Here is a 25,761-nt window from a genome sequence, read left to right as displayed (position 1 = left end):
GGCCCGCGGTGCAGGAACACCGTCGAGCAGGACTGCCACCACGCCCGGACCGCGTGGTGGTCGTGTCGAGACGCAGGAGAACAGGTGCTCTACTGGACCCTCAAGAACGTGGCGCTGGGCCCGGCGCTCACGGCGCTGTACCGGCCCGTGGTCCACGGGCTGCACCACGTGCCCCGCAACGGTCCGGCGATCATCGCCGCCAACCACAGCAGCTTCTTCGACTCGATCGCCCTGCCGCTCGTGGTGCCGCGCCAGCTGCGCTACCCGGCCAAGGCCGAGTACTTCAACCAGCCCGGGGTCAAGGGCAAGGTCATGGCGGGCTTCTTCCGGGGCGTCGGGCAGATCCCGACCGACCGGTCCGGGGGTCGCGCCAGCCTCGCCGCGCTGGGGGAGGCCGAGCAGGTGCTCAAGGACGGCAACCTGCTGGGGATCTACCCGGAGGGGACGCGCTCCCCGGACGGCCGCCTCTACCGGGGGCGCACCGGTGTGGTCCGCCTGGCCCTGGCCACCGGCTCCCCGGTCGTCCCGGTGGGCCTGGTGGGCGTGGACGAGATCCAGCCCATCGAGGCCTCGGTGCCGAAGGTGCGGAGCTTCACCGCCACCTTCGACGAGCCCTTCGACGTGACCTCGTTCGTGCAGTCGCTGCATGCCGGCGAGTCGGCCGAGGAGCAGAACCGGGCGGTTCTGCACCCCCGTCGTGACGACCTGCGGGCCGCCACCGACGAGATCATGCGCCGCATCCAGTCCATCACCGGCCAGGAGTACGTCGACGAGTACTCCAGTGTGGTCAAGAGTCGACGAGCAGCGGAGGGCTCATGAATGCCTCGTTCGGGATCACCCATGCCGACCCCCTGGCCCACGTGGTCGACTGGGCGGACCTGCCGGCCGCGCAGCAGCCCACCTGGCCCGATGCGGAGCAGGCCCGGCAGGTGCAGCAGACGCTCCGCCGTTACCCCCCGCTGGTCTTCGCCGAGGAGTGCGACACCCTCACCGAGCACCTGGGAGCCGCCGCCCGGGGAGAGCGCTTCGTGCTGCAGGCCGGCGAGTGCGCCGAGACCTTCGACCAGGTGACCGCGGTCAACATCCGCGACCGGGTGGGCGTCCTGCTGCAGATGGCCGCGGTGATGACCTACGGCGCCGGTGTGCCCGTGGTGAAGATCGGCCGCATCGCCGGGCAGTTCGGCAAGCCGCGTTCCAGCGACACCGAGACGCGCGATGGCGTCGAGTTGCCGGCCTACCGGGGCGACATGGTCAATGCCTTCGCCTTCGACGGCGTGGCCCGTGAGCACGACCCGCAGCGCATGCTGGCCGCCTACAACGCCAGCGCCGCCACCCTGAACCTGGTGCGGGCATGGACCACCGGTGGGTACGCCGACCTCGGCAACCTTGCCACTTGGGGCGCCGACGCGAGCACGGAGGCCACACGCGAGTTCGCCGAGGTGAGCCGTGGCATCGAGCGGGCGCTGCGCTTCACCAAGGCCGTGGGCGCCGACTCACCGGCCTTTCACTCCACGGAGTTCTTCGCCAGCCACGAGGCCCTGGTGCTGGACTACGAGAAGCCGCTCACCCGCATCGACTCCCGGACGGGCAACCCGTACGCGACCTCCGGCCACTTCCTGTGGTGCGGCGAGCGCACGCGCGACCCCGATGGCGCACACATCGACTTCCTGGCCAGTGTCACCAACCCGGTGGGGGTCAAGCTGGGCCCGACCACCACGGCCGATGACGTACGTCGCCTGGTGGACCGTCTGGACCCCCACCGCACGCCCGGGCGCCTGACCTTCATCTCCCGGATGGGGGCGGGCCGGGTGCGCGAGGCGCTGCCGCCGGTGGTCCAGGCCGTCCGCGACCTGGGGGCACAGCCGGTCTGGCTGACCGACCCCATGCACGGCAACACCTTCACCAGCAGCACCGGCCACAAGACGCGGCGCTTCGACGACGTGGTGGACGAGGTGCGGGGCTTCTTCGAGGTGCACGGCGCGCTGGGGACGGTTCCCGGCGGCCTGCACGTGGAGCTCTCGGGCAACGACGTCACCGAGTGTGTCGGCGGCGTGGTGCCGGTGCTGGAGAACGACCTGGGCGTGCGCTACGAGAGCCCGTGCGACCCGCGCCTGAACCGCAACCAGAGCCTGGAGCTCGCGTTGCTGGTGGCGCAGATGATCAGTGACGACCCGACCCTGGGAGGTGCCTGAGATGGCCCAGCAGGACCTGCTCGACACCATCGAGTGGCTGACCGTGCCCGACCTGGTGGAACGACTGGGGCTGGGTGTCAGCTCCGTGCGCCAGTTGATCAAGGACCGCGAGGTCATCGGCGTGCGGCGCGGGGAGAACCAGTCGCTGCAGGTGCCGGCGCGCTTCTTCGACTCCGACGGCGTGCTCAAGCACCTCACCGGGACGCTCACCGTCCTGTCCGACGGGGGGATGTCCGACGAGGACATCATCCGGTGGCTCTTCGAGCCCGACGAGACGCTGCGCGAGGGCTCGGCGATCGAGGACCTGCACGCCGGTCACAAGACGGAGATCCGCAGGAGGGCCGCCGAAGCGGCGTGGTGAGAACCCATCGATGGGGGGGGTGGCGCCGGTCTGGCGCCGCCCCCCATCGGGGTGTTCAGGACGCGCGGCGGGTGGTCAGGTGGGCGAGCTCCACCAGTGCCTCGACGGCCTCGGTATCGAGGGTGGGGCGGGCCCGCTCCAGGGCGGCCAGTGCCCGGTCACGGTCGGTGTCGATCTGCTGCTCCACCTGGTCGGCCGCGCCGCTGGAGGTGATGAGATCCCGCATCCAGGTGGTGTCCTCGGCCGACAGGTCGGGTGAGCCCAGGAGGTGGGTGAAGCGCTCGGCGTCCGCGGGGTCGGCGCCTGCGAGCACCCCCACGACCAGGGCGGTGCGCTTGCCCTCGCGCAGGTCGTCCCCGGCCGGCTTGCCGGTCACCGAGGGGTCGCCGTAGACGCCCAGGACGTCGTCGCGCAGCTGGAACGCGAGCCCCAGGTGGAGGCCGTAGTCGCTGAGGTGCTGGCGCGTGGTGGGGTCGACCCCGGCGGCGTCGGCCCCGATGAGCAGCGGGTGCTCGATGGAGTACTTGGCGCTCTTGTACTGCATCACCCGGCGGACCCGCTCGTGGCGCGCGTCGGTATCGAGTGTCTCCCAGGGGCGGGCGGCGTTGAGGATGTCGAGGAACTGCCCGGCCATCAGCTGGGTGCGCATCAGGTTCCAGGTGGGGCGCGCCCGCAACATCTGCTCGGGCTCCCACCCGCACCCGGTGAAGGCGGCGTCGGCCCAGACCAAGCACAGGTCCCCGGCCAGGATGGCGCCGGCGATGCCGTGGTCCTCGGGGGACCCCTCGAAGGCGTGCTCGCGGTGGCGCTGCGCCCAGACGCGGTGGGCGGCGGGGGTGCCGCGGCGGGTGTCGCTGTCGTCCATGACGTCGTCGTGGAGCAGGGCCGCGGCCTGGAAGAACTCCATCGCGGTGGCGGCCTGGAGGGTGGCCTCGTCGGCACTGCCCCCGGCGGCCACGTGGCCCCAGGTGAGGAACCCGGGCCGGAGGCGCTTGCCGCCCTGCATGAGGGACTCGATGGCCTGCGCCAGCTCGTCGGCGGCGGGATCGATGGGGGTCAGGTGGGCACGGTGGTCGGCGATCTGGGCGGTGATGCTCGCGCTGATCGTGGCCTGGAAGGCGTCTCCGAGGGGGTGTGACGTCACCGCCACATGGTAGGCGGCGGCGCGTGTCCGGGTCCGGGGGAGGCGCGGGTCCGGCGCCGGGGGTGGGGGCGGTGTGGGGAGGTTGTCGGTGTCGTATGGATGAATGGGTCTTGACCGCAAGAGTCGTACAGGCGTACCGTCTGGATGTGCGGTGAGACATGGAACATTCTTCCAACTCAGGGTCGGAGTGGGGAGCGGGACCGGCAGGAGGAACGTGCGATGAGGAGATGTGCCGAGGCCGTGGAGGTGCGGGCGCAGGGGGTGGCCGGTCAACCGGATGCCTTCGTCTGGCGGGGCCGGCTCTACGTGGTGTGCGAGGTGGTGGACCGCTGGCGGCGGCGCCACCCGTGGTGGCGCTACGTGACCGAGTCCGAGGGGCTGGCGCTGGAGACCGGCGCGGACCAGGAGGTGTGGCGGGTGGAGGCCCGCGCGGGGCGGCACAGCCCGACCGGCGTCTTCGACCTGGTGGCACCCCCGGCGGGTGTCTGCGCTGCGTGGCAGCTCGACCGGGTCCTGGACTGACGACCGCAGGAACGACGCGAGGGAGACGAACGATGACCACGATGACGAACCCCCCGACCTGGACGGTGGGCGCCGGGGCGCCGGCCGGCACCGTGCTGGACCTGGTGGAGCGGGCCCGGGCGAGCCTGGCCGAGGCGTGTGCGGCGCCTGCCCCCGAGGACCGCTACGAGGCGGCCCACCTGGCCGCGTTGCGCGCCGCGGCGGCGGTGGTCGCTGCCCGAACGGTGCCGGGCAAGGCATCCCGACCCCGGAGCGTCTGGGAGCTCCTGAGCGGGGTCGCCCCGGAGCTGCAGGAGTGGGCGATCTTCTTCAACGGGTCGGCCCAACGCCGGGCGGCACTCGCCCGGGGGCGGCACTGCTCGCAGCGGGAGGCCGACGACCTGGTGCGGCAGGTGGACGAGTTCGAGCAGCAGGTGCGCGGTGTGCTGGGCATGCCCGTCCTGCCGTCGGCCACCGCGCTGCTGGTGGCCGGGTGGCCCGCGCAGGGGCGGTGATGAGCGCTGACTTCGCCCACCTGCACGTGGCCTCCAGCTTCTCGTTGCAGTACGGGACCTCCCGGCCGCAGGAGCTCGTGGACCGTGCAGCGGCGTGGGGGCAGTCCCACCTCGCCCTGACCGACCGCGATGGTCTCTACGGGGCGGTGCGCTTCACCCGGGCCTGTGTGGAGGCCGGGATCGTGCCGGTGGTGGGGGTCGACCTCGCCGTGGCCCACGACGCGCCGGCCGGCCCGCCGGCCGCGCGGAGAGCCGGCCGGCGGCAGCAGCCCGTCCGGGGCGGCTCCTGGGTGGACGAGAGCCACTGTCGGGTGCGGGTGCTGGCCGCCGGGCGTGCAGCGGGGCACGGGAACGGTGTGGGGTGGGCGGCGCTGTGCCGGCTGGTCTCCCACACCCACGCGGCGGGGGAGCGGGGTGAGCCCCGCACCACCCGGGCGCTGGTGGCCGGTGCTGCTCCCGCGGTCCGGGTGCTGCTGGGGCCGGACTCCGACGTGGGGCAGGCGGTCCTGCAGCGTCGCCGGTCCGAGGCCAGGCGGTTGCTGCACGGGTGGGTGGAGGCGGTGGCCGAGCAGGTGGGCGGGACCGCTGCCGCCCGTCGGGTGGTGGTGGTCGAGCTGGTGTGCAGCGGGGCGCCGGCTGGTTCCCCGGGGTGCACAGAGCAGGCCGTGCGCATGTGGCAGCTGGCGCAGGAGGTCGGGGTGCGCGCGGTGCTGACCGCCGCGGTCCGGCACGCCGACCCCGAGGGCGTGGTGGTGGCCGACGTGCTGGACGCCGCCCGTCAGCACGTGCTGCTCGACCCCCGCCACCTCGACCAGCGCACCTCCGCGGCCCACCTGGCCTCGACGGCCAGCATGGTCCGCGTGGCCCACTGGCTGGCCGAGCGGGCCGGCCAGCCACCGCGGGTCGCCGACCAGCTGCTGGCCGCGACCTCGGGGGTGGCAGCCGAGTGCGGGCTCTCCGCCCGGGACGACCTCGGGATCGGGTCGGTGCACCTGCCCGAGCCCGAGGTGCTCGGGTTCACCGACACCGCCGACGCCCTACGTGGCCTGACCGCGCGGTGCCGCGGGGCGGTCGACGAGATGTACCGGGGCGCAGCACTGCGGCGCCGTGCCCGGGAGCGGATGGAGGCCGAGCTGGCCACCATCGAGCAGTTGGGCTACCCGACCTACTTCCTGACCGTGGCCCGGGTGTGCGACCTGATCCGCGAGGTGGGGGGTCGCGTGGCGGCCCGGGGCTCCGGCGCCGGGTCCCTGGTGAACCACCTGCTGGGGATCAGTCGGGTGGACCCGTTGCGGCACGACCTGCTGATGGAGCGCTTCTGCTCGCCGCTGCGGGCCGAGCTGCCGGACATCGACATCGACGTGGAGTCGGCGCGCCGCCCCGAGATCTACGAACGCATCCTGGAGCGGTTCGGAGCGGGACGGGTGACCTGCGTGTCCATGATGGAGACCTACCGGGTGCGGCACGCCGTCCGGGACGTGGGGGCGGTGCTGGGCATGCCACCGGTGGAGGTGGACGCCATCGCCAAGGCCTTCCCCCACGTGCGCGCCCGGGACGCCCGCGCCGCCATCCGGGACCTGCCCGAGCTGCGGGCCGCCGGGTTGGACGCCCCCCGCCTGCAGCGGATGTTCGACCTCGTGGAGCGCCTGGACGGCCTGCCGCGCCACATCGCCCTGCACCCGTGCGGGGTGGTGCTGTCGAACCTGGGCCTGCGCGACCGCACGCCGGTGGAGGAGAGCTGGATCGGTTTCCCGATGAGCCAGTTCGACAAGGACGACGTGGAGGACATGGGGCTGCTCAAGCTGGACGTCCTGGGCATCCGCATGCAGTCGGCGATGGCGCACACCGTGGACCTGGTGGAGTCCACCCACGGGGTCCGCCTCGACCTGGACGACGAGGAGCAGGTGCCGCACGACGACGCCGAGACCTTCGGGCTGATCGGGTCGACCCGCACCCTGGGCTGCTTCCAGATCGAGTCCCCCGGGCAGCGGGAGCTGGTTGGCAAGTTCGGCCCACAGACCTTCGAGGACATCATCATCGACATCTCGCTGTTCCGTCCCGGGCCGGTGAAGTCGGACATGATCACCCCCTTCCTGTCGGCGCGGCAGGGGTGGGCGGAGCCACTGCTCATGCACCCGGCGCTCGAGGAGCACCTGCGCAGCACCGAGGGGGTGGTGGTCTTCCACGAGCAGGTGCTGCAGATCATCACCGCCACCACCGGGGTGAGCCTGGCCCACTCGGACGAGGCGCGCCGGGCCATGGGATCGCCCGACGGGCGGGACGCCGTGGAACGGTGGTGGCGCCCGGCGGCCGCCGCCCGCGGTTTCACCGGGGAGGTGGCCGACCGCATCTGGGAGGTGCTGGCAGCCTTCGCCTCCTTCGGGTTCTGCAAGGCCCACGCGGCCGCCTTCGCCCTGCCCACCTACCAGTCGGCCTGGTTGAAGACCCACTACCCGGCGCACTTCATGGCGGGGGTGCTGACCCACGACCCCGGCATGTACCCCAAGCGGTTGATCATGGACGACGCCCGGGAGCTGGGCGTCGAGATCCTGGGCCTGGACGTGAACGCCTCCGGTGAGGGCTACCGGGTGGAGCGGGTCGCCGACTCGTCCGGCCCGGGAGAGTGGCCGGCCTCGGCGGGCCCGGGCGCGCCCGACCCCGACCTGGCCCTCGACCGGGTGCGGCAGCGGGCACGGCAGTGGGGCGTGCGGATCGCGCTGACCGAGGTGAAGGGACTGGGCGAGGACGATGCCCGACGCATCGTGGAGGGGCAGCCGTACAGCTCGTTGGCCGACTTTTGGCAGCGGGCGCAGGTGGACCGCCCCCTGGTGGAGCGCATGGTCCTGGCTGGTGCCTTCGACGCCTTCGCGTCCCCGGCGCGCCGCCGCGACCTGCTGGTGGAGCTGATGGACCTCGAGCGGTGGCGCGACCCCCGGCCCCGCGGCAAGCGCGCCCGCCTGGCCGGGGAACGGGCCGAACAGGACCGCCGGCGCCGCGCCGGTCACGGTACCCAGCAGGTCCTGGAGCTCGGCGTTCCCCGGGCCGTCGACGCCACCGGGCTGCCACCGATGGCGCTGGAGGAGCAGGTGGCCCACGAGCTGGACGTCCTGGGCATGGACGTCACGGCCCACGTGCTCGAACCGCACCTGCCCACCCTGCGGGAGCTGGGCGTCACGCCGGCCCGGGACGTCCGGACCATGCGGTCCGGGGCGGAGGTCCTGGTGGCCGGGGTGCGGGTGGCCACCCAGACTCCTCCGGTCCGGTCGGGACGGCGGGTGGTCTTCGTGACCCTCAACGACCCCACCGGTGCCAGCGACGCGACCTTCTTCGAGGACGTCCAGGGCCCCTACGCCACGGTGCTCTTCCAGTCCTGGTTCCTGCTGGTGCGTGGCGTCGTGCGCCGGACCGGCCCCCGGGGGGTGTCGCTGCGGGCCACCGGGGCCTGGGAGCTCTCGGGGCTCACCGAGGCTCACCGGGCGGGGGGAGCCAGTGGGCTGTTCACCGCGTGGGAGGAGGCCGACCGGGTGCAGCACGAGCGCAGCGAGGCGGGACAGGCTGCGGCACGTGCGGTACGGGCAGAGGGACAGGAGGCTCCGGAGGGCCGGAGGGTGCTGGTGCACGCCTCGGGGTACCGCCAGTCGCCCTACGCGGACGTCGGCGCAGCCGGACCGGCCGTGGCGAGTGGCCGCGTGCTGGGTGCGGGCGGCGGAGTGCCCTCGCGCAAGCTCTGGCACAGCTCGCCGGGGAGCTCGGGGTGGTGAGCGTGGCAGCCCGGGAGCAGACCGCCGTCCTGCACGTGGACATGGACGCCTTCTACGCGTCGGTGGCCCTGGTGGACCGCCCGGAACTGCGCGGTCAGCCGGTCATCGTCGGTGGGGGCCACCGGTCGGTGGTGCTCTCGGCCACTTACGAGGCACGCGCTTTCGGGGTGCGCTCGGCGATGCCGATGGCTCGCGCCCGACGCCTGTGCCCCCAGGCCACCGTGGTGCGGCCGGACCACGAGCGCTACGCCGCGGTCTCGGCTGCCGTGATGGAGATCTTCCGACAGGTGACCCACGCCGTGCAGCCGACCTCCGTGGACGAGGCCTTCCTGGACGTCACCGGCACCTCCCGCCGGTGGGGGAGCCCGCTGCAGGTGGCCGAGTGGATCCGGCGGACCGTGGCCGCCGAGCAGCACATCACCTGCTCGGTGGGCATCGGCCCCAACCCATTCGTCGCCAAGGTCGCCTCGGGGCAGGCCAAGCCGGACGGCACCCGCCAGGTCACCCCGGCCGAGGTGGTGTCCTTCCTGCACCCCCTGGACGTGGGCGTCCTGTGGGGGGTGGGGGAGAAGACCCAGGAGCAGCTGGCCCGGTTCGGGCTGACCACTGTCGCCCAGGTGGCCCACACCCCGGTGGTCACCCTGCAACGCATCGTGGGCGACCACGCCGGGGCGGCGCTCGCGGAGCGGGCGTGGGGTCGCGACCCACAGCGGGTCCGGCCCGTGGTGGCCGAGAAGACCATCGGCAACGGGCAGACCTTCGACCACGACATCGACGACCCCCGCCAGGTGGAGACCCGGCTGCTGCTGCTCTCCGACCGGGTGGCCGCCCGGGCCCGCACGGCAGGGGTCATGGGGCGCACCGTACAGGTGACGGTGCGGTTCGCCGACTTCACCACCGTCCAGCGGTCCCGCACCCTGCAGCGCCCCAGCGACGTGAGCCGGGAGATCCACCAGGTGGCACGGGAGGTCTTCGCCTCCCTGGGCCTGCAGCGGGCCCGGGTGCGGATGGTGCGGGTCACCCTCTCGGGCCTGACGCCCACCGACCGGACCCCGCGGCAGGGCATGCTGGACGAGCCGGAGGTGGGGTGGCGGGAGGCTGATGCGGCCGTGGACCGGGCCAGCGCACGGTTCGGTGCCGGCATCGTCCGGCCGGCCAGCCTGCTGCCGGAGGAGCGGGGCCCCCGTGGCCGGGCCGGGTCGGGGGCGCATGCGTAGACTGGACCCAGCAGGCGGGTGACCCCGCCGTGGACCGGTGCGCCGGAGGTGGAGGTGACCATGGCCCTCTCTGAGGAGGAGCGGAGCCGGCTCGAAGCGCTCGAGCGCTCGTTGATGTCCTCGGGTGCCGGGGACGACTCCGGCATGCCGGAGATCGAGCGCAGTGCCCGCCCGGACTCTCAGGACCCCTTCGCGTTCCTCACCGGTGGCCACCCCGGCCGTGGTGCCGGTGCTGATCCCTTTGCCGAGCAGGCTTCCGGAGCGCGCCGGGTCTCCCTGCGCAGCTCGGGCCGGGCCACCCCGGCCCGCATCGCCGTGGTCCTCGCGCTGGGGCTGGCCGGGCTGGCTCTCTACGCGGTGGCCGTGTGGTCGCAGATCCCGTGGTTCGGCGCCGGCGGGTTCGTGCTGTGGATCCTCGCCGTGGCCTGGTGGCTGCGCACGCCGTCGCCCACGGGTGCCGGCGGCTCGGCTCCTCGGGGCCGGGGTCAGAAGCCCGGGCGCCCCGGGCCGACGGGCCGCGGTCCCTCGGGCAACGCCGGTCCCCGACGCTCCAGCGCGCGCCGCGCCGAGCAGGGTGACGACGGCTCGTTCATGCAGCGGCTCGAGGGCCGCTGGGACGCCCGCCGCAACGACCGCGACGCCTGATTGCGCCCACGGCGTAACCCGGAAGTCCTGCGCCCCGACCGAGGTTGTGCCCACTACAAAGGAGCCGGGACGGTCACCTGACCGGACCGGCGAGTCGTACCCACCAAGGAGGCACCGTGGACACTGCATACGCCCCCACCCTGACCAACTCCGACCGTTGTGACCGGTGCGGAGCCCGCGCCTACATCCGCGCCACCGTGGCCGGCTCGCACCTGCACTTCTGCGCCCACCACGGCCAGGAGCACCTGCCCGCGCTGCAGGACCGCGACGACGTCGAGATCCTCGACGAGACCGCCCAGCTCCACGTCTGACCCACCGCCATGGACTGGACGGTCGTCACCGGCGTCGTGGTCGCGGCCCTCATGGTCCTCGGACTGGTCGGCAGCACCCTGTTGGTGCTGCCGGGGCTGGCACTGATCTGGGGGTCCACCCTGCTGTGGGCGGTCGTCGCGCAGACGACGGCCGCCTGGTGGGCCTTCGGGCTGGCCACGGCCATCGCCGCCATCGCAGCGGTGGCCGTCTGGTTGGTGCCGGGGCGTCGCATGAAGCGCGCCGGCATCAGCAACACCACCTTGCTGGCGGGCGTGGTGCTCGGCATCATCGGATTCTTCGTCATCCCCGTGGTCGGCCTGTTCCTCGGGTTCGTGGCCGGGGTCTTCCTCAGTGAATCCGCGCGTCGCCGCACCAGCGCCCTCACCCCCTGGCAGGCCACCGTCCAGGCCCTCAAGGCGGTGGGCACCAACATCCTCATCGAGATCCTGGCCGGCCTGCTCATCATCGGGGTGTGGATCGCCAGCCTCCTCCTGCCCGCCCTCTTCTGACAGGGCGGAGGGCGCCGAACTGCCCGCAGTGTGTCGGGCGAGCGGAGTGGCACCGGCAGGTTGTCGGTGCCGTCACCTAGGTTGACCTGCGTGACTCCCCGCACTGCCAAGGCCTCGACCACCAGCACCTCCAGCTACGACGCGCGGCACCTCCAGGTGCTCGAGGGTCTCGAGGCGGTGCGCAAGCGCCCGGGCATGTACATCGGCTCCACGGACTCCCGCGGCCTCATGCACTGCCTGTGGGAGATCATCGACAACTCGGTCGACGAGGCCCTCGGCGGCTTCGCCACGGGCGTGGACGTCACCCTGCACGCCGACGGCTCGGTCGAGGTCGCCGACGACGGCCGCGGGGTGCCAGTGGACATCGAGCCCCGCAGCGGGCTCACCGGTGTGGAGCTCGTGTACACCAAGCTGCACGCCGGCGGGAAGTTCGGTGGGGGCTCGTACACCGCATCGGGAGGCCTCCACGGCGTCGGCGCCTCGGTGGTCAACGCCCTGTCCTCCCGCCTGGACGTCGAGGTCGACCGCGGGGGCAAGACCTGGGTCATGAGCTTCCGCCGCGGCGAGCCCGGTGTCTTCGACGACGCCGGCGGCGAGCCCTCGCCGGACAACCCGTTCACTCCCTTCACCACCGGCAGCGAGCTCATCGAGCGCGGGAAGACCAAGCGGGGTGTCACCGGTACGCGCGTGCGCTACTGGGCCGACCCGCAGATCTTCCTGGCCGATGCGGAGTTCTCCCACCGCCAGCTGACCGACCGCGCCCGCCAGACCTCCTTCCTCGTCCCCGGACTGCGGATCGGGCTCACCGACAAGCGCCGCATCCCCGGCACACCGGGGGAGACCGCCACCCACACCGAGACCTTCCTGCACTCCGGCGGCATCACCGAGTTCGTGGACTACCTCGCACCGGACCAGGCCGTCACCGACACCTGGCGCCTGCAGGGCACGGGCACCTTCACCGAGACCGTCCCGGTCCTGGACGACGCGGGCCACATGGTTCCCACCGAGGTGGAGCGCGACTGCGAGGTCGACATCGCCCTGCGCTGGGGCACCGGGTACGACGCCGTACAGCGGTCCTTCGTCAACATCATCGCCACCCCGAAGGGCGGCACCCACGTGGCCGGCTTCGAGCAGGCGCTGCTCAAGGTCGTCCGCAAGCAGGTGGAGGCCAACTCCCGCAAGCTCAAGCCGGGTAAGGACAAGGTCGAGAAGGACGATGCCCTGGCCGGCCTGACCGCCGTGGTGACGGTGCGCCTGGCCGAGCCGCAGTTCGAGGGCCAGACCAAGGAGGTGCTGGGCACCTCCGCGGTGCGCAGCATCGTGTCCAAGGGGGTGGAGACCGAGCTGACCGAGATCTTCACCAGCAGCGCGCGGGGGCGCAAGCAGCAGGCGGGCGCCGTGCTGGAGAAGATCGTCACCGAGATGAAGTCCCGCGTCTCGGCGCGCATGCACAAGGAGACGCAGCGGCGCAAGAACGCCCTGGAGACCTCCTCGCTGCCCACCAAGCTCGTGGACTGCCGCTCCACCGAGACCGAGGCCTCGGAGCTGTTCATCGTCGAGGGTGACTCGGCACTGGGCACCGCGAAGCTGGCTCGGCAGAGCGACTTCCAAGCCCTTCTGCCCATCCGCGGCAAGATCCTCAACACCCAGAAGGCATCCGTGGCCGACATGCTCGGCAACGAGGAGTGCGCCGCCATCATCCAGAGCATCGGGGCCGGTTCGGGGCGCAGCTTCGACCTCGCCTCGGCGCGCTACGGCAAGATCATCATCATGACCGACGCCGACGTCGACGGCGCCCACATCCGCACCCTGCTGCTCACCCTGTTCTTCCGCTACATGCGGCCGATGGTCGATGCAGGGCGCGTCTTCGCCGCCGTGCCGCCGCTGCACCGCATCGAGGTGGTCAACCGGGGCAAGGCGAACGACTACGTCTACACCTACTCCGAGGCGCACCTGCGCAAGGAGCTGGCCCGCCTGAAGCGCAACGGCCGCACGTTGAAGGACCCCCTCCAGCGCTACAAGGGTTTGGGCGAGATGGACGCCGACCAGCTGGCAGAGACCACGATGGACCCCGCCCACCGCACCCTGCGCCGCATCACGATGCGGGACGCCCAGGTGGGGGAGGACGTGTTCAACCTGCTCATGGGCAGCGATGTGGCCCCGCGCAAGGAGTTCATCATCAGCAACGCCGCCACGCTGGACGCCGAGCGCATCGACGCCTGATCCCCGAGCCGGCCCCGCCGGCTTCCCGGCGGGCCCACCCAGTTCGGTATCACTGTGGACACGTTCCGAGTGTCGGTCTGGTCAATCGGCCCGGCGTGCATCACTCTGACCCCATGAGTACTGCCACGTCACACGACGCCCCTGCCCAGGGCGGCTCGGCACCCGGAGAGGTGGACACCGAGCTCAAGCGGGTCCTCGGGCCGAAGCTGCTCCTGCTGTTCATCATCGGAGACATCCTCGGAACCGGCATCTACGCGATCACCGGCAAGGTGGCCGGCGAGGTCGGCGGTGCCGTGTGGGTGCCGTTCGTCATCGCCTTCACCATCGCGATCATCACCGCCTTCGCGTACTTGGAGCTGATCACCAAGTACCCGCACGCCGGTGGTGCCGCCAACTTCATCCACAAGGCCTTCGGTCTGCAGTTCGTGACCTTCATGGTCACCTTCACGGTGATGGCCTCGGGTATCACCTCGGCCGCCACGGCCGCCAAGGCCTTCGCCTCGAACCTGGTGGCCGGTGTCGGCCTCGACTGGGCTCCGGAGGGGGCCGCGGTGCTGGGCATCGCGGTGGCCTTCATGATCGTCGTGGCCCTGGTGAACTTCCGCGGCGTGGCCGAGTCGGTCGGGCTCAACGTGGTGCTCACCATCATCGAGCTCACCGGTCTGATGCTGGTCATCTTCGTGGGCCTGTGGGCCGTGGCGGGCATGAGTGACGCCCCGGTCGACTTCTCCCGCGCCATGATGTTCGAGACCAGCGGTGACAAGAACGCCTTCTTGGCCGCGACCGCCGGCACCTCGCTGGCGTTCTTCGCCATGGTGGGCTTCGAGGACTCGGTGAACATGGCCGAGGAGACCAAGGACCCGGTCAAGACCTTCCCCAAGATCATGCTCAGCGGTCTGGTCATCACCGCCATCATCTACGTGCTGGTGTCGGTCACCGCCGTGGCGCTGGTGCCGGTGGGACAGCTCAGCCAGGGCGACACCCCGCTGCTGCAGGTGGTGCAGGCCGGCGCGCCGAACCTGCCGATCGACACGATCTACCCGTTCATCGCCATGTTCGCCGTGGCCAACACCGCGGTGATCAACATGCTGATGGCCTCCCGCCTGCTCTACGGCATGGCCAAGCAGGACGTCCTGCCCCGCCCGCTGGCGCTGGTGCACAAGGGTCGCCAGTCGCCGTGGGTGGCGATCATCGTCACCACCGCCCTGGCTGTAGGCCTCATCCTGGTCGTGGGGCAGGTGACCGCGCTGGGCGGCACCACCGCGCTGCTGCTGCTGGCCGTGTTCGCCATGGTGAACATCGCCTGCATCGTGCTGCGCAAGCGCGACCACGAGGTGGAGCACAGGTACTTCAAGGCTCCCGGGTGGATCCCGTGGGTCGGCGCGGTGCTGTGCCTGTACATGGTGGGTCCGTGGACCGGCCGTGACACCGAGCAGTACGTGATCGCCGGCTGGTTGCTGCTGATCGCGGTGATCCTGTGGGCCCTGACCTGGTTCCTCAACCGGGCCCTGTACGCCAAGCCCACGCGGGTGCGCCACCCGGAGGACCTGCGCTGAGTCCCGCCGGACCACCGGCCGGTCGTGACGCACCTCCCCTGCATCGATGCGGTGAGCGGACCCTCGTGGTCTGCTCACCGCATCGTCGTTCGCGCCGGTGGGATGCACTGACTGGGACCAGGAGCCCGTGGCGCGGATCCCGACCCGCGTGGCGCGCGGCGCGGCAGATGGGTGACACGTACTCTTTCTGCGTCCCCCCCCACTGACGCGCGGATTCTCTGGGCGTCCCGGCACCCTTGGAGATCCCGTGTCCCGATCCACCCCCTGCACCGACAGCCACCGTCGATGAACCGCCGTCGGGGGTGCCTCGGCTGTGGTTGCGCGGCCGCCGTCCTGGCGACGATCACCCTGGTCGTGGCCGTGATGGTGGCGGCGTTCGTCGCCGGCGAGGAGCCAGAGCCCGCGGAGTCGAGTCCGGAGGCGTCGGCGGCGGCAGAGCTCGAGCCAAGCGCCACGGCCGAGCCCACGGACGGCCCCGCACCGGCCGGGGAGTCCTCCGCGACGGGCGTGGAGAAGTCCGCCAGGGGTGGGGAGGCGTCTGCCAAGGACCCCGCGCCGCAGAGCTCGTCGGCGGCGGCCCGGGCGGCAGCCGCCCCCGTCCCCGTGCCGACCGGGGCACAGTCCCCGCGCAGCGCGGAGTCCACGCGGACCGCCACGGGGGAGCCGAGCGCCCCCGCGCCGGAGAGCTCGTCGGCGTCGCCCTCGACGACCTCCGCGCCTGCCCCGACGCCCGAGGTCGCGCCGAGCACCGAGAGGGCCGTGGCCCCGGCGAGGGCAGCGAGCAGCGAGTCCGGACCGGTGGTGAAGGTCGTCGACGGGGACACCATCGACGTGGCCACCGCTAACGGGACCGAGCGCATCCGCATCATCGGCCTGGACACCCCGGAGATCGGGGAGTGCGGGTTCAGCGAGGCCTCGGCCGCCATGGCCGACCTGGTGGCGGGGCGCTCGGTCCAGCTGGTGCGCGACCCCACCCAGGACAACCGTGACCGCTACGGCCGCCTGGTGCGCCACGTGCACCGTGGCAACACCTCGGCGGCCGTGGAGATGATCCGCCGCGGACACTCGGCCGAGTACCTCTACGGAGCCGAATACCAGAACCGGTCGGCACACCTGCGGGCCGAGCGGGAGGCCCGGGCCGCGAAGGTGGGCATGTGGTCGACGCGCGGCTGTGCCACCCCGACGCCCACGCCGAGCCCGACGCCCACGCCGAGCCCCACCCCGACCGAGCCGGTGACCGTGGTGGCCCCGCCCGAGCCCACGCCCACGGCACCCGCACCCACCGGGAGCTGCCGCATCAAGGGGAACATCTCCAGCAGTGGGGAGAAGATCTTCCACTCCCCGGGCCAGGCGCACTACGAGCGCACCAAGATCTCGCTGGACAAGGGAGAGCGCTGGTTCTGCTCCGCGGCCGATGCCGTGAAGGCGGGGTGGCGAGCCGCCAAGCAGTGAGTCGTGCCGCGGCCCCGGTCACCTCGTGCGGGTGACCGGGGCCGTGGCGTCTGCTGTGCCGGAGTCAGACCCCGGGGCCCACCAGCAGCAGGGTCGCGGACAGCACCACGCCGACGGTGATGAGGATCATCGTGGTGTAGCCCAGGATGTCGCGGATCCGCAGGCCCGCAATGGCCAGCAGCGGCAGCGCCCAGAAGGGCTGGATCATGTTCGTCCACTGGTCGCCGTAGCTCACGGCCATGATGGCCACCGACGGGTCCACGCCCAGGCGCTCGGCCGCATCGAGCAGGATGGGGCCCTGCACGGCGATCTGGCCGCCGCCGGAGGGGACGAAGAAGTTCACCAGGCCGGCCGAGAGGAAGGCCAGGAAGCCGAAGGTCTGCGGGGTGGAGATGTTCACCATCGCGTCCGAGAGCATCGTGATGAGCCCGGTGCCGGCCATCACGCCCATGATCCCGGCGTACAGCGGGAACTGCAGCAGGATCTCGCCCACGTTGCTCGCGGCGTCCTTCACCAGCTCCACCAGCTCGGCCGGCGAGCTGACGATCAGCAGGATGAGGGCCAGGAAGGACCAGTTCACGATGTCTAGGGTGAGCGAGCCGCCATCGGTGAAGTGGATGGCGAGGTAGGCGGCCACGAGCAGTCCCAGCAGGAGCGTGGGCACCCGGGAGGCGTCCACCGCATCGGCCGGCGTCTCCACCGCGGGCAGGGTGGGGGAGTCGGTCTCGGCCGACTGGGCAGGCATCTCAGCGACGTCGGCGCCGGCCTTCGGGGCCATCAGCGCGACGGTGCCCAGGATCACCAGCAGCGCGACGGCGGTGGCCGTCATGTTCCACCAGGAGAAGGTGGTCTCGGTGATGGGGATGATCTCGCCCACCTGCGCCGCGACGAACGAGTCGGGCGTGGCGGCGGTCAGCGGCGCGGAGCCGGAGTAGCCCATGTGCCAGATGCTCATACCGGTGTACCCGGTGGCCACCAGCAGCGGGAAGTGCGCGGGCTCGCCGCGGCGGGAGGTCTGGTTGGCCACCTCCTTGGCCAGCAGCGCGCCGACGACCAGACCGAGACCCCAGGTGATGAGGGTGGCCAGGCAGGTGATCAGTGCCACGAAGACGTAGGGCATCACCCGACCCCGGGGGATGGCACCCAAGCGGCGCAGGCCGGCGCGTACCGGGCGGGTGTTGGCCAGCACATGACCGAGCATGAGCACCAGCGACATCTGGGTCATGAACGCCAGTAGCCCGGCCAGCCCGACGCCCCAGGCGGAGACGACCTCCTTGGGCCCGGAGTCGGTGAGCAGCAGGGCGGCGAGCACCACGACGAGCGTCAAGACGATGGCGAACACCAGGGCCGAGGGGATGAAGCGCTCGACCAACGCGTTCACCGGCCCCATCAGCCCCTGCCCGCGGCGTGGTGGGCTCGATGGGGTGCGTGGGCTGGGTGCGGTGGTGGTGGACACGGGGGACCTCCGGGGTGGGGGCGGGCAACGACCGCGCCAGTATGCGTGACGTGGACCACGCGCCCGTGGAGGGGGTGTGGGTGCCCGTGGCCGTCAGGAGTCGTTGCTGGCGGTGGACGCCATGGACACCAGGAGCGCCACGGCCAGGGAGGCGATGAGTGCCCCCTGCTCCGTCACCCGAGGATCACCGGCGAGGCTCCGGCATCACAGCCGTTCACCGGCGCGGTACCCCAGCATCGTGCCGAGGACGACGGAGAGGACGAAGGCCGCCAGGCCACCTCTCACGTACTCCCCGGGGGACAGGAACGGCGCCCGGTCCACGACGTGGTGGTCCAGGACGAGGCCCACGCAGGAGAGGGCCATCAGGAGCGCCCCCGCGGCAATGGGCCAGAGTGCGGCCCTGTGCACGGACCGCCAGGCCGCGTCACTCGAGAGCGCCCTTCCGACGCGCAGTCCGATGAGGTTGTTCGGGGAAATCCCTCCCGAGGCGCAGCTGGCGACCACCAGCGCGGCACATGACGACAGGACGGTCAGGACGACCAGGACGAGCGTTGCCTCTGTGACAGGCACGTCATGAACTCCTCACGAACGTCCGAACCGTTCCAGCCCGCGTGCCTCGACCTCGGGTGGCTGCCACCCCTCCCGCAGGGACACGGACACGACGAAGAGTAGTGGACTGCCCAGTGTCAGGGCAGTCCACCAAGGGTCCACCGTGCCGCCGTACCAGTGGACCGGCCACCACGGGAACGGCTTGTCGTCCCAGGTGCCCGGCGTGAGGGGCACGGAGAGGATGACCACCACCCAGAGGGTTGCAACCGCTGCCTGCCGGGACGGAATGAGGGCCACCGCAACCAGCCCGCAGGCGATCGCACTGGTCCACCCCTTGAGCGTGGGTACGCCCGCGAGCTCCAGCAGCGCAGCGACGGCCAGAGCCGCTCCGGCGGTGAGACCGGAGAAGAGCCAGGTGACCGACCTGCTCGTGAACACCGCTCTCCACGCCTCCCACGCCACCTCCTGCCGGGAGGACCAGATGACGGCAGTGGCCACGAGGGTGGCTGCAGCGGTGGAGACCTGGGCGGTGCTCCCAGAGAGCGAGGGGATGACCAGCGTGTGGTGGCCCACGAGTGCGTGCATGCCGGCGGCCACCACGAGGAGGGCCGCGCAGGTCCGCCATGGGTGCAGTCGCAGGACCAGCAGGGCCAGGGTGGTCAACACGAGAAAGCGTCCTCGACGTCCTGGGCCGAGGGGCGGTCGCCCTTACCGGTCGCCATCCAGTTGATGACGCGGGCACGGGGCGTCTGGGAGGCCAGAGCCTGAGGTGACGGCACGGCCATCCCACACTCCGGGGGAGAGGCCCAGGAGGCGGCAATCGAGACCCTGCCCGATCCCTCGATCCACAGGGTGGACAACCGGCTCGTCAATGGTCGCGGTTCTTCGGAGTCGAAGATCTCCTGGATCCGGTCGGGTGGGAGCTCCGTGATGATCATGACGGCCTCACGCTCGACCGGCAGGTCCAGTGCGTAGAGGTTCCCTGCCGCGTCCTGGGCCGACGGCAGGTACCTCTCGTGGCCGGGCAGGACGCACACCACGGGCTCCAACCCGGCGCACTCGCTGGCCTCGGCCGACGGGTCGCTCACGATCTCCTGCACATCCGTGACCGCCGTGCCCACGGTCAGGAGGACCACCAAGGGGGCCAGCCCGGAGAGCCGCAGCAGGGTGGTGGGGCCGGATGTGGCCGCCCACGCCATCAGGAGCACGCAACCGGCCAACAACGCGGCTACCACCGCACGGATGGTGACGATCTCCCACGAGTACTGGCGGCCCACTCCCTCACCCAGTCCTCCGCCGGTTGCAAAGACCTCCACGAAACCGTCGGTGGCGAAGGCGGTGGCGGTCCACAGGGCGACCATGGTCACGACGGGCGCCAGGGGATGCCGCCAGAGGAGAGCGACGCCAGCACCGACTACGCCACCGGTCAGGGAGCTGAGGAGCAGTGCAATGACAGCACCGGGCAGCCAGGGCAGGACGTGTTCCCCCGGGCCCAGCGCCATGGTCGTGGCCATGGCTTCGAGGCCAACGAGCAGGGCCAGGAGAGTCGGCACCAGTGCGCCAAGGGCCACCATCCGGCCCAGCCGCCCGGTGCTGTGCAGCCAGTCACCTCGGCCGTCTACGAGGAGGGAACGCGTCGACCAGCCCGCGATCGCCGCCGTCAAGGGGGTGTTCAGCGCCGCGATGGATGTTGCTGCTGTGACGCTCTTGCCCGGGTCGACCCTCCAGATGTCGATACTGCTCAGGACGGCCACCGCGCCCCCCCCAGGAGCGCGAGGACGAATGCCACCCAGAAGAGAGGACGTTGCCACGTGAGGAGCCCCACGTCAGCCTCGCCCCAGCTGCGTGGAGATCTCCCGCACCGCTGCCGTCCGGACGTCCGTCCCGTGTGCGGGAAGACGTGCGCTGGTGAGGCCCCCTGCCTGCACGATGGTGACGTAGTCGCCCCATGCCTCCACGTCCTCGAGCAGGTGGGTGGAGCTCACGACGGTGACCTCCTGGGCGATGCCGTGCAGGACACGGGCGAACTCCTGGCGGAAGACGACGTCCGTCTCCGAGGTGGGCTCGTCGAGCAGGAGCACCCCAGGGAGCGGGCAGAGGGCCTGCGCCACCGTGAGTCGCTTCCGCTGCCCCCCGGAGAGACTGTGGACCGGAGTGCCGGCCTGTGGCTCGAGGCGCGTACGGGCCAGTGCCTGCTCCGCTGCATCGCTCGCGTCGGTTCTGCCGCGCCGGGGTGCCCGGAGGCGGAAGGCGAGCTCGCACAGGTCGTGGGCCGTCAGATGCTGTGGCCACCTGATGCTCTGCGGTGCGTAGCCGACCGAGACACGCGTGATCGACGATCCCCCCACCTCGATGGTTCCGCGGTGGGGGAGGACCCCGGCCATGGCCCCGATGAGGGAGCTCTTCCCTGAGCCATTCACTCCGACGACCGTGATGAACGTGTCCCCCAGGTGCGTCACGTCGGTGGACAGCACCGTGCGGTTGCCGCGTCTGACGCAGAAGTCCCGCAGCTCGATGCCGGCCATCAAGAGTTGAATCCGCCGTGGCGGGGTGCCGAGCACACGTCGCCACCGTGGTACCACGGCCGGTCGCGGCAAATCTTCACCGCGGCGCGCATCGAGTTCCCGTTGCTGGCAACGCCGGACGTCGGCCACATCTCCGTGCCGTAGCCCGTGAACACCGGCGAGGACCACTCATCGTGCTTCCACCATCCGGTTCCGCAGGAGATCGACTGACCGCCCACGGAGCTGTGCTTCTTGTGGGCGGAGAAGTTGATGTGTCCTTGGGCGCCGCGGTCATCTGTCTTGTTGACGTCAGAGATGTAGTCCCGGACGCGAATCTGGTCTCCATGCATGGGTCTGTTCCGTTCTCGGCAGAGCCCTCTGATGGGGCTTTGAGAGAGTGCGGCACGGGGGGGAGGGATCAAGCCACTCGACAGAAACTGACCGAATCTTTACCCTGGCCCCCGATCAGCCGATCGCCGCGATGGGGGCGCTCACACCCGTCCCGGACCCGTCCCGCCGCTCGGTGGGCTCCGGCAGCTCCACGGCCCGGCCGGTGGCGTCAACGGCCCGAGGGTCGGCCCCAACCCAGGCAAGCATCAGCCCGTCCTCGCCCTTCAGCAGACGGTGGCAGCGGACGCCGGCCGTGGCGCGTCCCTTGGCGGGGTAGGCGGACAGCGGCGTCACCTTGACGGTCCCCGCATCGGTCCCGGGCAGGGCCCCGGATGATCCGGCGACCGTCACCACCATCGCGTCCTCCGATGCGGCGGGCACCGCGGCGAAGCCCAGCACCCGCTGTCCCTCGGGCACCTTGATGCCGGCCACCCCGCTCCCGCTGCGGCCCTGCGGGCGCACCAGCGAGGCGGAGTACGTGAGCAGCGCGGCCGCATCGGTGACGAACACGAGGTCCTCCTCGCCGGTGGCGAGCTCGACCGCGCCCACCAGCTCGTCCCCGTCGGCCAGGGTGATGACCTCGAAGGAGTCCTTGCCGCCCGGGTAGTCCGGGCGCACCCGCTTGACCACGCCGCCGGCGGTGGCCAGGGCGAGCCCGGGGGAGTCCTCCGCGCCCTCCACGCGCACCAGCGCCAGCGGTCGCTCCCCGCCGGCGAGCTCGGTGAACGCGGCCAGCGGTGCGCCACCTGCCATGCCCAGGGCGTCCGAGCCGGGCAGCGCCGGGAGGTCCACCACCGACAGGCGCACCAGACGCCCGGTCGAGGTCACCAGACCCACCGTGCCCCGCGCCGTCGAGGCGACCACCGAGGCGAGCGCGTCGTGGTCCACGCGCCCCGCACCGGCCGCGCGGACGTCGTCGCGCGACAGCACCGATGGGGTGTCCTCGCCCCGCGGCACGCGGGCGACCAGCCCCGTCGCGGAGAGCACCACGGTCACCGGGTCGTCGGCCACCTCCAGCGGCGCGGCCGGCGTCATCGCGGCGGCGGCCTCGCTCTCCAGCAGCACCGTGCGGCGGGGCGTGGCGTGCTCCTTGGCCACGGCGGCCAGCTCGTCGCTCACCACGCGGCGCAGCAGCGCCTCGTCGGCCAGGATTGCCTGCAGCTCCTCGATCGCCCGCAGCAGGTCGTCGCGCTCGGTCTCCAGCTCGATGCGGGAGAACTTCGTCAGGCGCCGCAGCTGCAGCTCCAGAATGTAGTTGGCCTGCAGCTCGGAGAGGTCGAAGACCTGCATCAGGCGCGTGCGGGCCTCGGCGGTGTCGTCCGAGGAGCGGATGAGCTGGATGACCTCGTCGATGTCGAGGATCGCCAGCAGCAGGCCCTCCACCAGGTGCAGGCGCTCCTGCCTCTTGCGCAGGCGGAACTCGGTGCGGCGGCGCACCACCTCGCACCGGAAGTCGACGTACACGGCCAGCAGCTCGCGCAGCCCCAGGGTGCGCGGCTGGCCGTCCACCAGGGCGACGTTGTTGATGCCGAAGGACTCCTCCATCGGCGTCTGCTTGTACAGCTGGGCGAGCACGGCCTCGGGGTTGAAGCCGTTCTTCACCTCGATCACCAGCTGCAGTCCCTTGTGCCGATCGGTGAGGTCCTTGACGTCGGCGATGCCCTGCAGCTTCTTGGCCTGCACCTGCGTCTTGAGCTTGGCGATCACCTTCTCCGGCCCCACCAGGTAGGGCAGCTCGGTGACCACGATCCCCTTGCGCCGGGGGGTGACGTTCTCGATGCGGACCGTCGCCCGGGTGCGGAAGGACCCGCGCCCGGTGCGGTAGGCGTCACGGATGCCGTCCAGGCCCACGATGCGCCCGCCGCCGGGCAGGTCCGGCCCGGGGACGAAGCGCATCAGGTCCTCGACGGTGGCGCCCGGGTTGTCCAGCAGGTGGCGGGCGGCGGCGATCACCTCACCCATGTTGTGGGGGGCGATGTTGGTGGCCATGCCCACCGCGATGCCGCTGGCGCCGTTGACCAGCAGGTTGGGATAGGCCGCGGGGAGCACCTCGGGCTGCAGCAGCTGGTCGTCGTAGTTGGGCACCATGTCGACGGTGTCCTCGTCCAGCGTCTGCGTCATGAGCAGCGCGGCCGGCGCCATGCGGGCCTCGGTGTAGCGGCTGGCGGCCGGCCCGTCGTCCAGCGAGCCGAAGTTGCCGTGGCCGTCCACCAGGGGCACCCGCATCGAGAAGGGCTGGGCCAGGCGCACCAGGGCGTCGTAGATGGCGGTGTCACCGTGCGGGTGGTACTTGCCCATCACCTCGCCGACCACGCGGGAGGACTTCACGTACCCGCGGTCCGGGCGCAGGCCGAGCTCGTCCATGCCGAACAGGATGCGGCGCTGCACCGGCTTGAGGCCGTCGCGGGCGTCGGGCAGGGCGCGGGAGTAGATGACCGAGTAGGCGTACTCGAGGAACGCCGAGCTCATCTCCTCCTCGACGTCGATGTCGATGACCGTGTCGGCCACCTGCGTGGGCGTCTGGAGGTCCTTGGAGTTCTTCGGCACGGGCGTCAGTATCGGCCACACCGGGCCGAATCGCCCGCACCAACGCGCCTGCGGCCGGGCACCCGTGGGGCCCGGCCGCAGCAGGAGGGGGCGTTCAGCCCTTCAGGTCGGGGAAGTCGCTCTCCCAGAACTCCCACTCGCTCGCCCGCTCGGTGGGGTCGTCGCCGACCGGGTGGAACTCGTTCTCGCGCGCCTTGAGCTCCACGCGCCGGATCTTGCCCGAGACCGTCTTGGGCAGCTCGCCGAACTCCAGCCGGCGCACCCGCTTGTAGGGGGCCAGGTTCGCGCGGCAGTAGGACAGGATCGACTCGGCGATCTCCCGGCTGGGCTCGGTGCCCTCCACGAGCACGACGTAGGCCTTCGGCACCGCCAGGCGCGTCGGGTCGGGGGAGGGGATCACGGCGGCCTCGGCCACGAGCTCGTGCTCGATGAGGACCGACTCCACCTCGAACGGGCTGATGCGGTAGTCGCTGGCCTTGAACACGTCGTCGGCGCGCCCCACGTAGGTGATGTAGCCGTCGGCGTCACGCATGGCCACGTCACCGGTGTGGTACGCCCCGTCCCGCATCGACGCCGCGGTGCGGTCGGCATCACCGTGGTAGCCCACCATCAGGCCGATGGGGCGCCCTCCCGCCCCCTCGAGGCGGAGGCACAGCTCGCCCTCCTCGCCGGGTTCGGTCACCTCGGTGCCGGTGGCCGCATCGAGCAGCACCACGTCGTACCCGGGCAGCGGACGCCCCATCGAGCCGGGCTTGAGCGGTCGGCCGGGCGGGTTGCCGATCTGGGCGGTGGTCTCGGTCTGGCCGAAGCCGTCGCGGATGGTCACGCCCAGGCCCTTCTCGACCGCGCGGATCACCTCGGGGTTCAGCGGCTCGCCGGCCCCGACCATCTCGCGGATGGCCAGGCGCTCGCGCCAGGCGGCCAGGTCCTGCTGGATGAGCATGCGGTAGACCGTCGGCGGCGCGCAGAAGGTGGTGGCGCCCTCGTCGGCCAGCACCTGCAGCAGCGTGGCGGCGTCGAAGCGCGGCTGGTTGATGACCAGGATGGTGGCCTCGGCCGTCCATGGCGTGAACAACGAGCTCCACGCGTGCTTGGCCCAGCCGGGGGAGGAGATGTTCACGTGCACGTCCCCGGGGCGCAGGCCCACCCAGAACATGGTGGACAGGGCCCCGTAGGTGTAGCTGGTGTGCGTGTGCTCCACCAGCTTGGGCGCCGAGGTGGTGCCGGAGGTGAAGTAGAGCAGCATCGTGTCGTCGGCCCGGGTCGGGGCCTCGGGGGTGAACTCGGTGGGGGCAGAGGCGAAGTCCTCCAGGCGCAGCCAGCCCTCGGGTGTCTCGTCGTCCCCGCAGACGGCGAAGCGCTGGAACTCACCGTCCACCTTGGCGAAGGTCCTGGCCTCGTACGCGTTGGTGATGACGTGCTTCACCTTCCCGCGGGCGACCCGGTCGGTGAGGTCCTCCGGGGTGAGCAGGGTGGTGGCCGGGATGACCTCTGCGCCGAGCTTGATGCAGCCGACCATCACCTGCCACAGCTCGGTCTGGTTGCCGAGCATCACCAGCACGCGGTCCCCGCGCGCGACCCCGTTGTCCCGCAGGTGGTTGGCCATCTGGGAGGAGGTGGCGGAAACCTCGGCCCAGGTCAGCTGGTGGGTGCGGGTGCCGTCCTTCACGATGTCGACGATCCGCAGCGCGGGGGTGTCCGCGCGCGGGCCGGCGGCCACGGCATCGATGTGGTGCAGGCCCCAGTTGAACTCCGTCGGGCGGGGCATCACGAAGGCGTCGACTGCTGCGTCGTCGGCGTCGTGCAGCGCCAGGACGGCGTCACGGGCGGCGTGGAACTCAGCGGTGGGTGTGCTCATGGCCGAACACTACCGACGGGGCGGGCTGCGTCACACCCCCGCGTCACCCGAGTCCCCGGCCGCCGGTGC

General features: G+C 71.6%; 22 protein-coding genes. 13 read left to right on the top strand and 9 right to left on the bottom strand.

The features are described from left to right. Positions 1-84 precede the first annotated feature (84 nt). Genes KSED_RS07880 through KSED_RS07870 form a run of 3 tightly spaced genes read left to right on the top strand, consistent with a single transcriptional unit; the run spans position 85 to position 2,553 of the window. Positions 85-819, top strand: coding sequence for a lysophospholipid acyltransferase family protein (locus tag KSED_RS07880; protein WP_015779570.1), 735 nt, complete (start codon positions 85-87; stop codon positions 817-819). Beyond that, a complete protein-coding gene (locus tag KSED_RS07875; protein WP_015779569.1) occupies positions 816-2,192 on the top strand; it encodes a class II 3-deoxy-7-phosphoheptulonate synthase in 1,377 nt (458 codons plus the stop codon). Before KSED_RS07880 ends, KSED_RS07875 begins: the two co-directional genes overlap by 4 nt. Position 2,193: 1 nt before the next feature. Next, positions 2,194-2,553, top strand: a complete 360-nt coding sequence (locus KSED_RS07870) for an Rv2175c family DNA-binding protein (protein WP_015779568.1) — start codon at positions 2,194-2,196, stop codon at positions 2,551-2,553. Between the two features lie 55 nt (positions 2,554-2,608). Here the strand turns inward: KSED_RS07870 and KSED_RS07865 are convergent, their stop codons facing one another. After that, positions 2,609-3,697 carry a polyprenyl synthetase family protein gene (locus KSED_RS07865; RefSeq protein WP_015779567.1) on the bottom strand — a complete coding sequence of 363 codons (1,089 nt, stop codon included), beginning with the start codon at positions 3,695-3,697 and terminating at the stop codon, positions 2,609-2,611. A gap of 219 nt (positions 3,698-3,916) precedes the next feature. Between KSED_RS07865 and KSED_RS07860 the strand changes: the two genes are divergently transcribed. The 10 genes from KSED_RS07860 to KSED_RS13680 all read left to right on the top strand — a co-directional run bounded on the left by KSED_RS07860 (position 3,917) and on the right by KSED_RS13680 (position 16,388). Beyond that, a complete protein-coding gene (locus KSED_RS07860; RefSeq protein WP_115306742.1) occupies positions 3,917-4,219 on the top strand; it encodes a DUF6504 family protein in 303 nt (100 codons plus the stop codon). Between the two features lie 41 nt (positions 4,220-4,260). After that, positions 4,261-4,713: an SAV_6107 family HEPN domain-containing protein gene (locus KSED_RS07855; protein WP_049758653.1), complete on the top strand. Its 453-nt coding sequence runs from the start codon at positions 4,261-4,263 to the stop codon at positions 4,711-4,713. Continuing rightward, a complete protein-coding gene (locus KSED_RS07850) occupies positions 4,713-8,474 on the top strand; it encodes a DNA polymerase III subunit alpha (RefSeq protein ID WP_041291441.1) in 3,762 nt (1,253 codons plus the stop codon). Before KSED_RS07855 ends, KSED_RS07850 begins: the two co-directional genes overlap by 1 nt. Next, positions 8,468-9,691, top strand: a complete 1,224-nt coding sequence (gene dinB / locus KSED_RS07845; RefSeq protein ID WP_015779563.1) for a DNA polymerase IV — start codon at positions 8,468-8,470, stop codon at positions 9,689-9,691. Before KSED_RS07850 ends, dinB begins: the two co-directional genes overlap by 7 nt. A 60-nt stretch (positions 9,692-9,751) precedes the next feature. Continuing rightward, positions 9,752-10,336, top strand: coding sequence for a hypothetical protein (locus tag KSED_RS07840; RefSeq protein ID WP_143827360.1), 585 nt, complete (start codon positions 9,752-9,754; stop codon positions 10,334-10,336). A 116-nt stretch (positions 10,337-10,452) separates the two neighbouring features. Next, complete coding sequence (locus tag KSED_RS07835) at positions 10,453-10,647, top strand: DUF7455 domain-containing protein (RefSeq protein ID WP_015779561.1); 195 nt, start codon at positions 10,453-10,455, stop codon at positions 10,645-10,647. Positions 10,648-10,656: 9 nt separating this feature from the next. Further along, on the top strand, positions 10,657-11,157 hold the full coding sequence (locus KSED_RS07830; protein WP_015779560.1) for a DUF456 domain-containing protein: 501 nt from the start codon (positions 10,657-10,659) through the stop codon (positions 11,155-11,157). Between the two features lie 90 nt (positions 11,158-11,247). Then, positions 11,248-13,380, top strand: a complete 2,133-nt coding sequence (locus KSED_RS07825) for a DNA gyrase/topoisomerase IV subunit B (protein WP_015779559.1) — start codon at positions 11,248-11,250, stop codon at positions 13,378-13,380. 113 nt (positions 13,381-13,493) lie between these two features. Further along, positions 13,494-14,936, top strand: a complete 1,443-nt coding sequence (locus tag KSED_RS07820) for an APC family permease (RefSeq protein ID WP_081439793.1) — start codon at positions 13,494-13,496, stop codon at positions 14,934-14,936. A gap of 285 nt (positions 14,937-15,221) precedes the next feature. Further along, positions 15,222-16,388, top strand: a complete 1,167-nt coding sequence (locus tag KSED_RS13680) for a thermonuclease family protein (protein WP_015779557.1) — start codon at positions 15,222-15,224, stop codon at positions 16,386-16,388. Between the two features lie 64 nt (positions 16,389-16,452). Here the strand turns inward: KSED_RS13680 and KSED_RS07805 are convergent, their stop codons facing one another. From KSED_RS07805 to KSED_RS07770, 8 genes are all read right to left on the bottom strand, one after another. After that, positions 16,453-17,778 carry a short-chain fatty acid transporter gene (locus KSED_RS07805; protein WP_015779556.1) on the bottom strand — a complete coding sequence of 442 codons (1,326 nt, stop codon included), beginning with the start codon at positions 17,776-17,778 and terminating at the stop codon, positions 16,453-16,455. A gap of 270 nt (positions 17,779-18,048) precedes the next feature. Then, a complete protein-coding gene (locus tag KSED_RS07800; RefSeq protein WP_015779555.1) occupies positions 18,049-18,414 on the bottom strand; it encodes an SdpI family protein in 366 nt (121 codons plus the stop codon). A gap of 12 nt (positions 18,415-18,426) precedes the next feature. Beyond that, positions 18,427-19,059, bottom strand: a complete 633-nt coding sequence (locus KSED_RS07795; protein ID WP_015779554.1) for a hypothetical protein — start codon at positions 19,057-19,059, stop codon at positions 18,427-18,429. Next, a complete protein-coding gene (locus tag KSED_RS07790; protein ID WP_015779553.1) occupies positions 19,053-20,147 on the bottom strand; it encodes a hypothetical protein in 1,095 nt (364 codons plus the stop codon). Before KSED_RS07790 ends, KSED_RS07795 begins: the two co-directional genes overlap by 7 nt. Before the next feature lie 72 nt (positions 20,148-20,219). Beyond that, positions 20,220-20,918, bottom strand: a complete 699-nt coding sequence (locus KSED_RS07785; protein ID WP_015779552.1) for an ATP-binding cassette domain-containing protein — start codon at positions 20,916-20,918, stop codon at positions 20,220-20,222. Further along, positions 20,918-21,247, bottom strand: a complete 330-nt coding sequence (locus KSED_RS07780; RefSeq protein WP_015779551.1) for a hypothetical protein — start codon at positions 21,245-21,247, stop codon at positions 20,918-20,920. Before KSED_RS07780 ends, KSED_RS07785 begins: the two co-directional genes overlap by 1 nt. A gap of 115 nt (positions 21,248-21,362) precedes the next feature. After that, positions 21,363-23,834: a DNA gyrase/topoisomerase IV subunit A gene (locus tag KSED_RS07775; RefSeq protein ID WP_015779550.1), complete on the bottom strand. Its 2,472-nt coding sequence runs from the start codon at positions 23,832-23,834 to the stop codon at positions 21,363-21,365. A 94-nt stretch (positions 23,835-23,928) separates the two neighbouring features. Next, the gene (locus tag KSED_RS07770) at positions 23,929-25,692 is read right to left on the bottom strand and encodes an AMP-binding protein (protein ID WP_015779549.1); all 1,764 of its coding nucleotides are present in this window, start codon (positions 25,690-25,692) and stop codon (positions 23,929-23,931) included. Positions 25,693-25,761 lie beyond the last annotated feature (69 nt).

Source organism: Kytococcus sedentarius DSM 20547 (assembly GCF_000023925.1).
GTDB lineage: Bacteria > Actinomycetota > Actinomycetes > Actinomycetales > Dermatophilaceae > Kytococcus > Kytococcus sedentarius.
This window is presented reverse-complemented; position numbering and strand designations above follow the sequence as displayed.

Coding starts and splice junctions, on each gene's coding strand:
- KSED_RS07860 (WP_115306742.1), top strand. CDS start 3,917: ATGAGGAGATGTGCCGAGGCCGTGGAGGTGCGGGCGCAGGGGGTGGCC.
- KSED_RS13680 (WP_015779557.1), top strand. CDS start 15,222: ATGAACCGCCGTCGGGGGTGCCTCGGCTGTGGTTGCGCGGCCGCCGTC.
- KSED_RS07850 (WP_041291441.1), top strand. CDS start 4,713: ATGAGCGCTGACTTCGCCCACCTGCACGTGGCCTCCAGCTTCTCGTTG.
- KSED_RS07820 (WP_081439793.1), top strand. CDS start 13,494: ATGAGTACTGCCACGTCACACGACGCCCCTGCCCAGGGCGGCTCGGCA.
- KSED_RS07840 (WP_143827360.1), top strand. CDS start 9,752: ATGGCCCTCTCTGAGGAGGAGCGGAGCCGGCTCGAAGCGCTCGAGCGC.
- KSED_RS07830 (WP_015779560.1), top strand. CDS start 10,657: ATGGACTGGACGGTCGTCACCGGCGTCGTGGTCGCGGCCCTCATGGTC.
- KSED_RS07875 (WP_015779569.1), top strand. CDS start 816: ATGAATGCCTCGTTCGGGATCACCCATGCCGACCCCCTGGCCCACGTG.
- KSED_RS07805 (WP_015779556.1), bottom strand. CDS start 17,778: ATGGGGCCGGTGAACGCGTTGGTCGAGCGCTTCATCCCCTCGGCCCTG.
- KSED_RS07855 (WP_049758653.1), top strand. CDS start 4,261: ATGACGAACCCCCCGACCTGGACGGTGGGCGCCGGGGCGCCGGCCGGC.
- KSED_RS07785 (WP_015779552.1), bottom strand. CDS start 20,918: ATGGCCGGCATCGAGCTGCGGGACTTCTGCGTCAGACGCGGCAACCGC.
- KSED_RS07770 (WP_015779549.1), bottom strand. CDS start 25,692: ATGAGCACACCCACCGCTGAGTTCCACGCCGCCCGTGACGCCGTCCTG.
- KSED_RS07780 (WP_015779551.1), bottom strand. CDS start 21,247: ATGCATGGAGACCAGATTCGCGTCCGGGACTACATCTCTGACGTCAAC.
- KSED_RS07870 (WP_015779568.1), top strand. CDS start 2,194: ATGGCCCAGCAGGACCTGCTCGACACCATCGAGTGGCTGACCGTGCCC.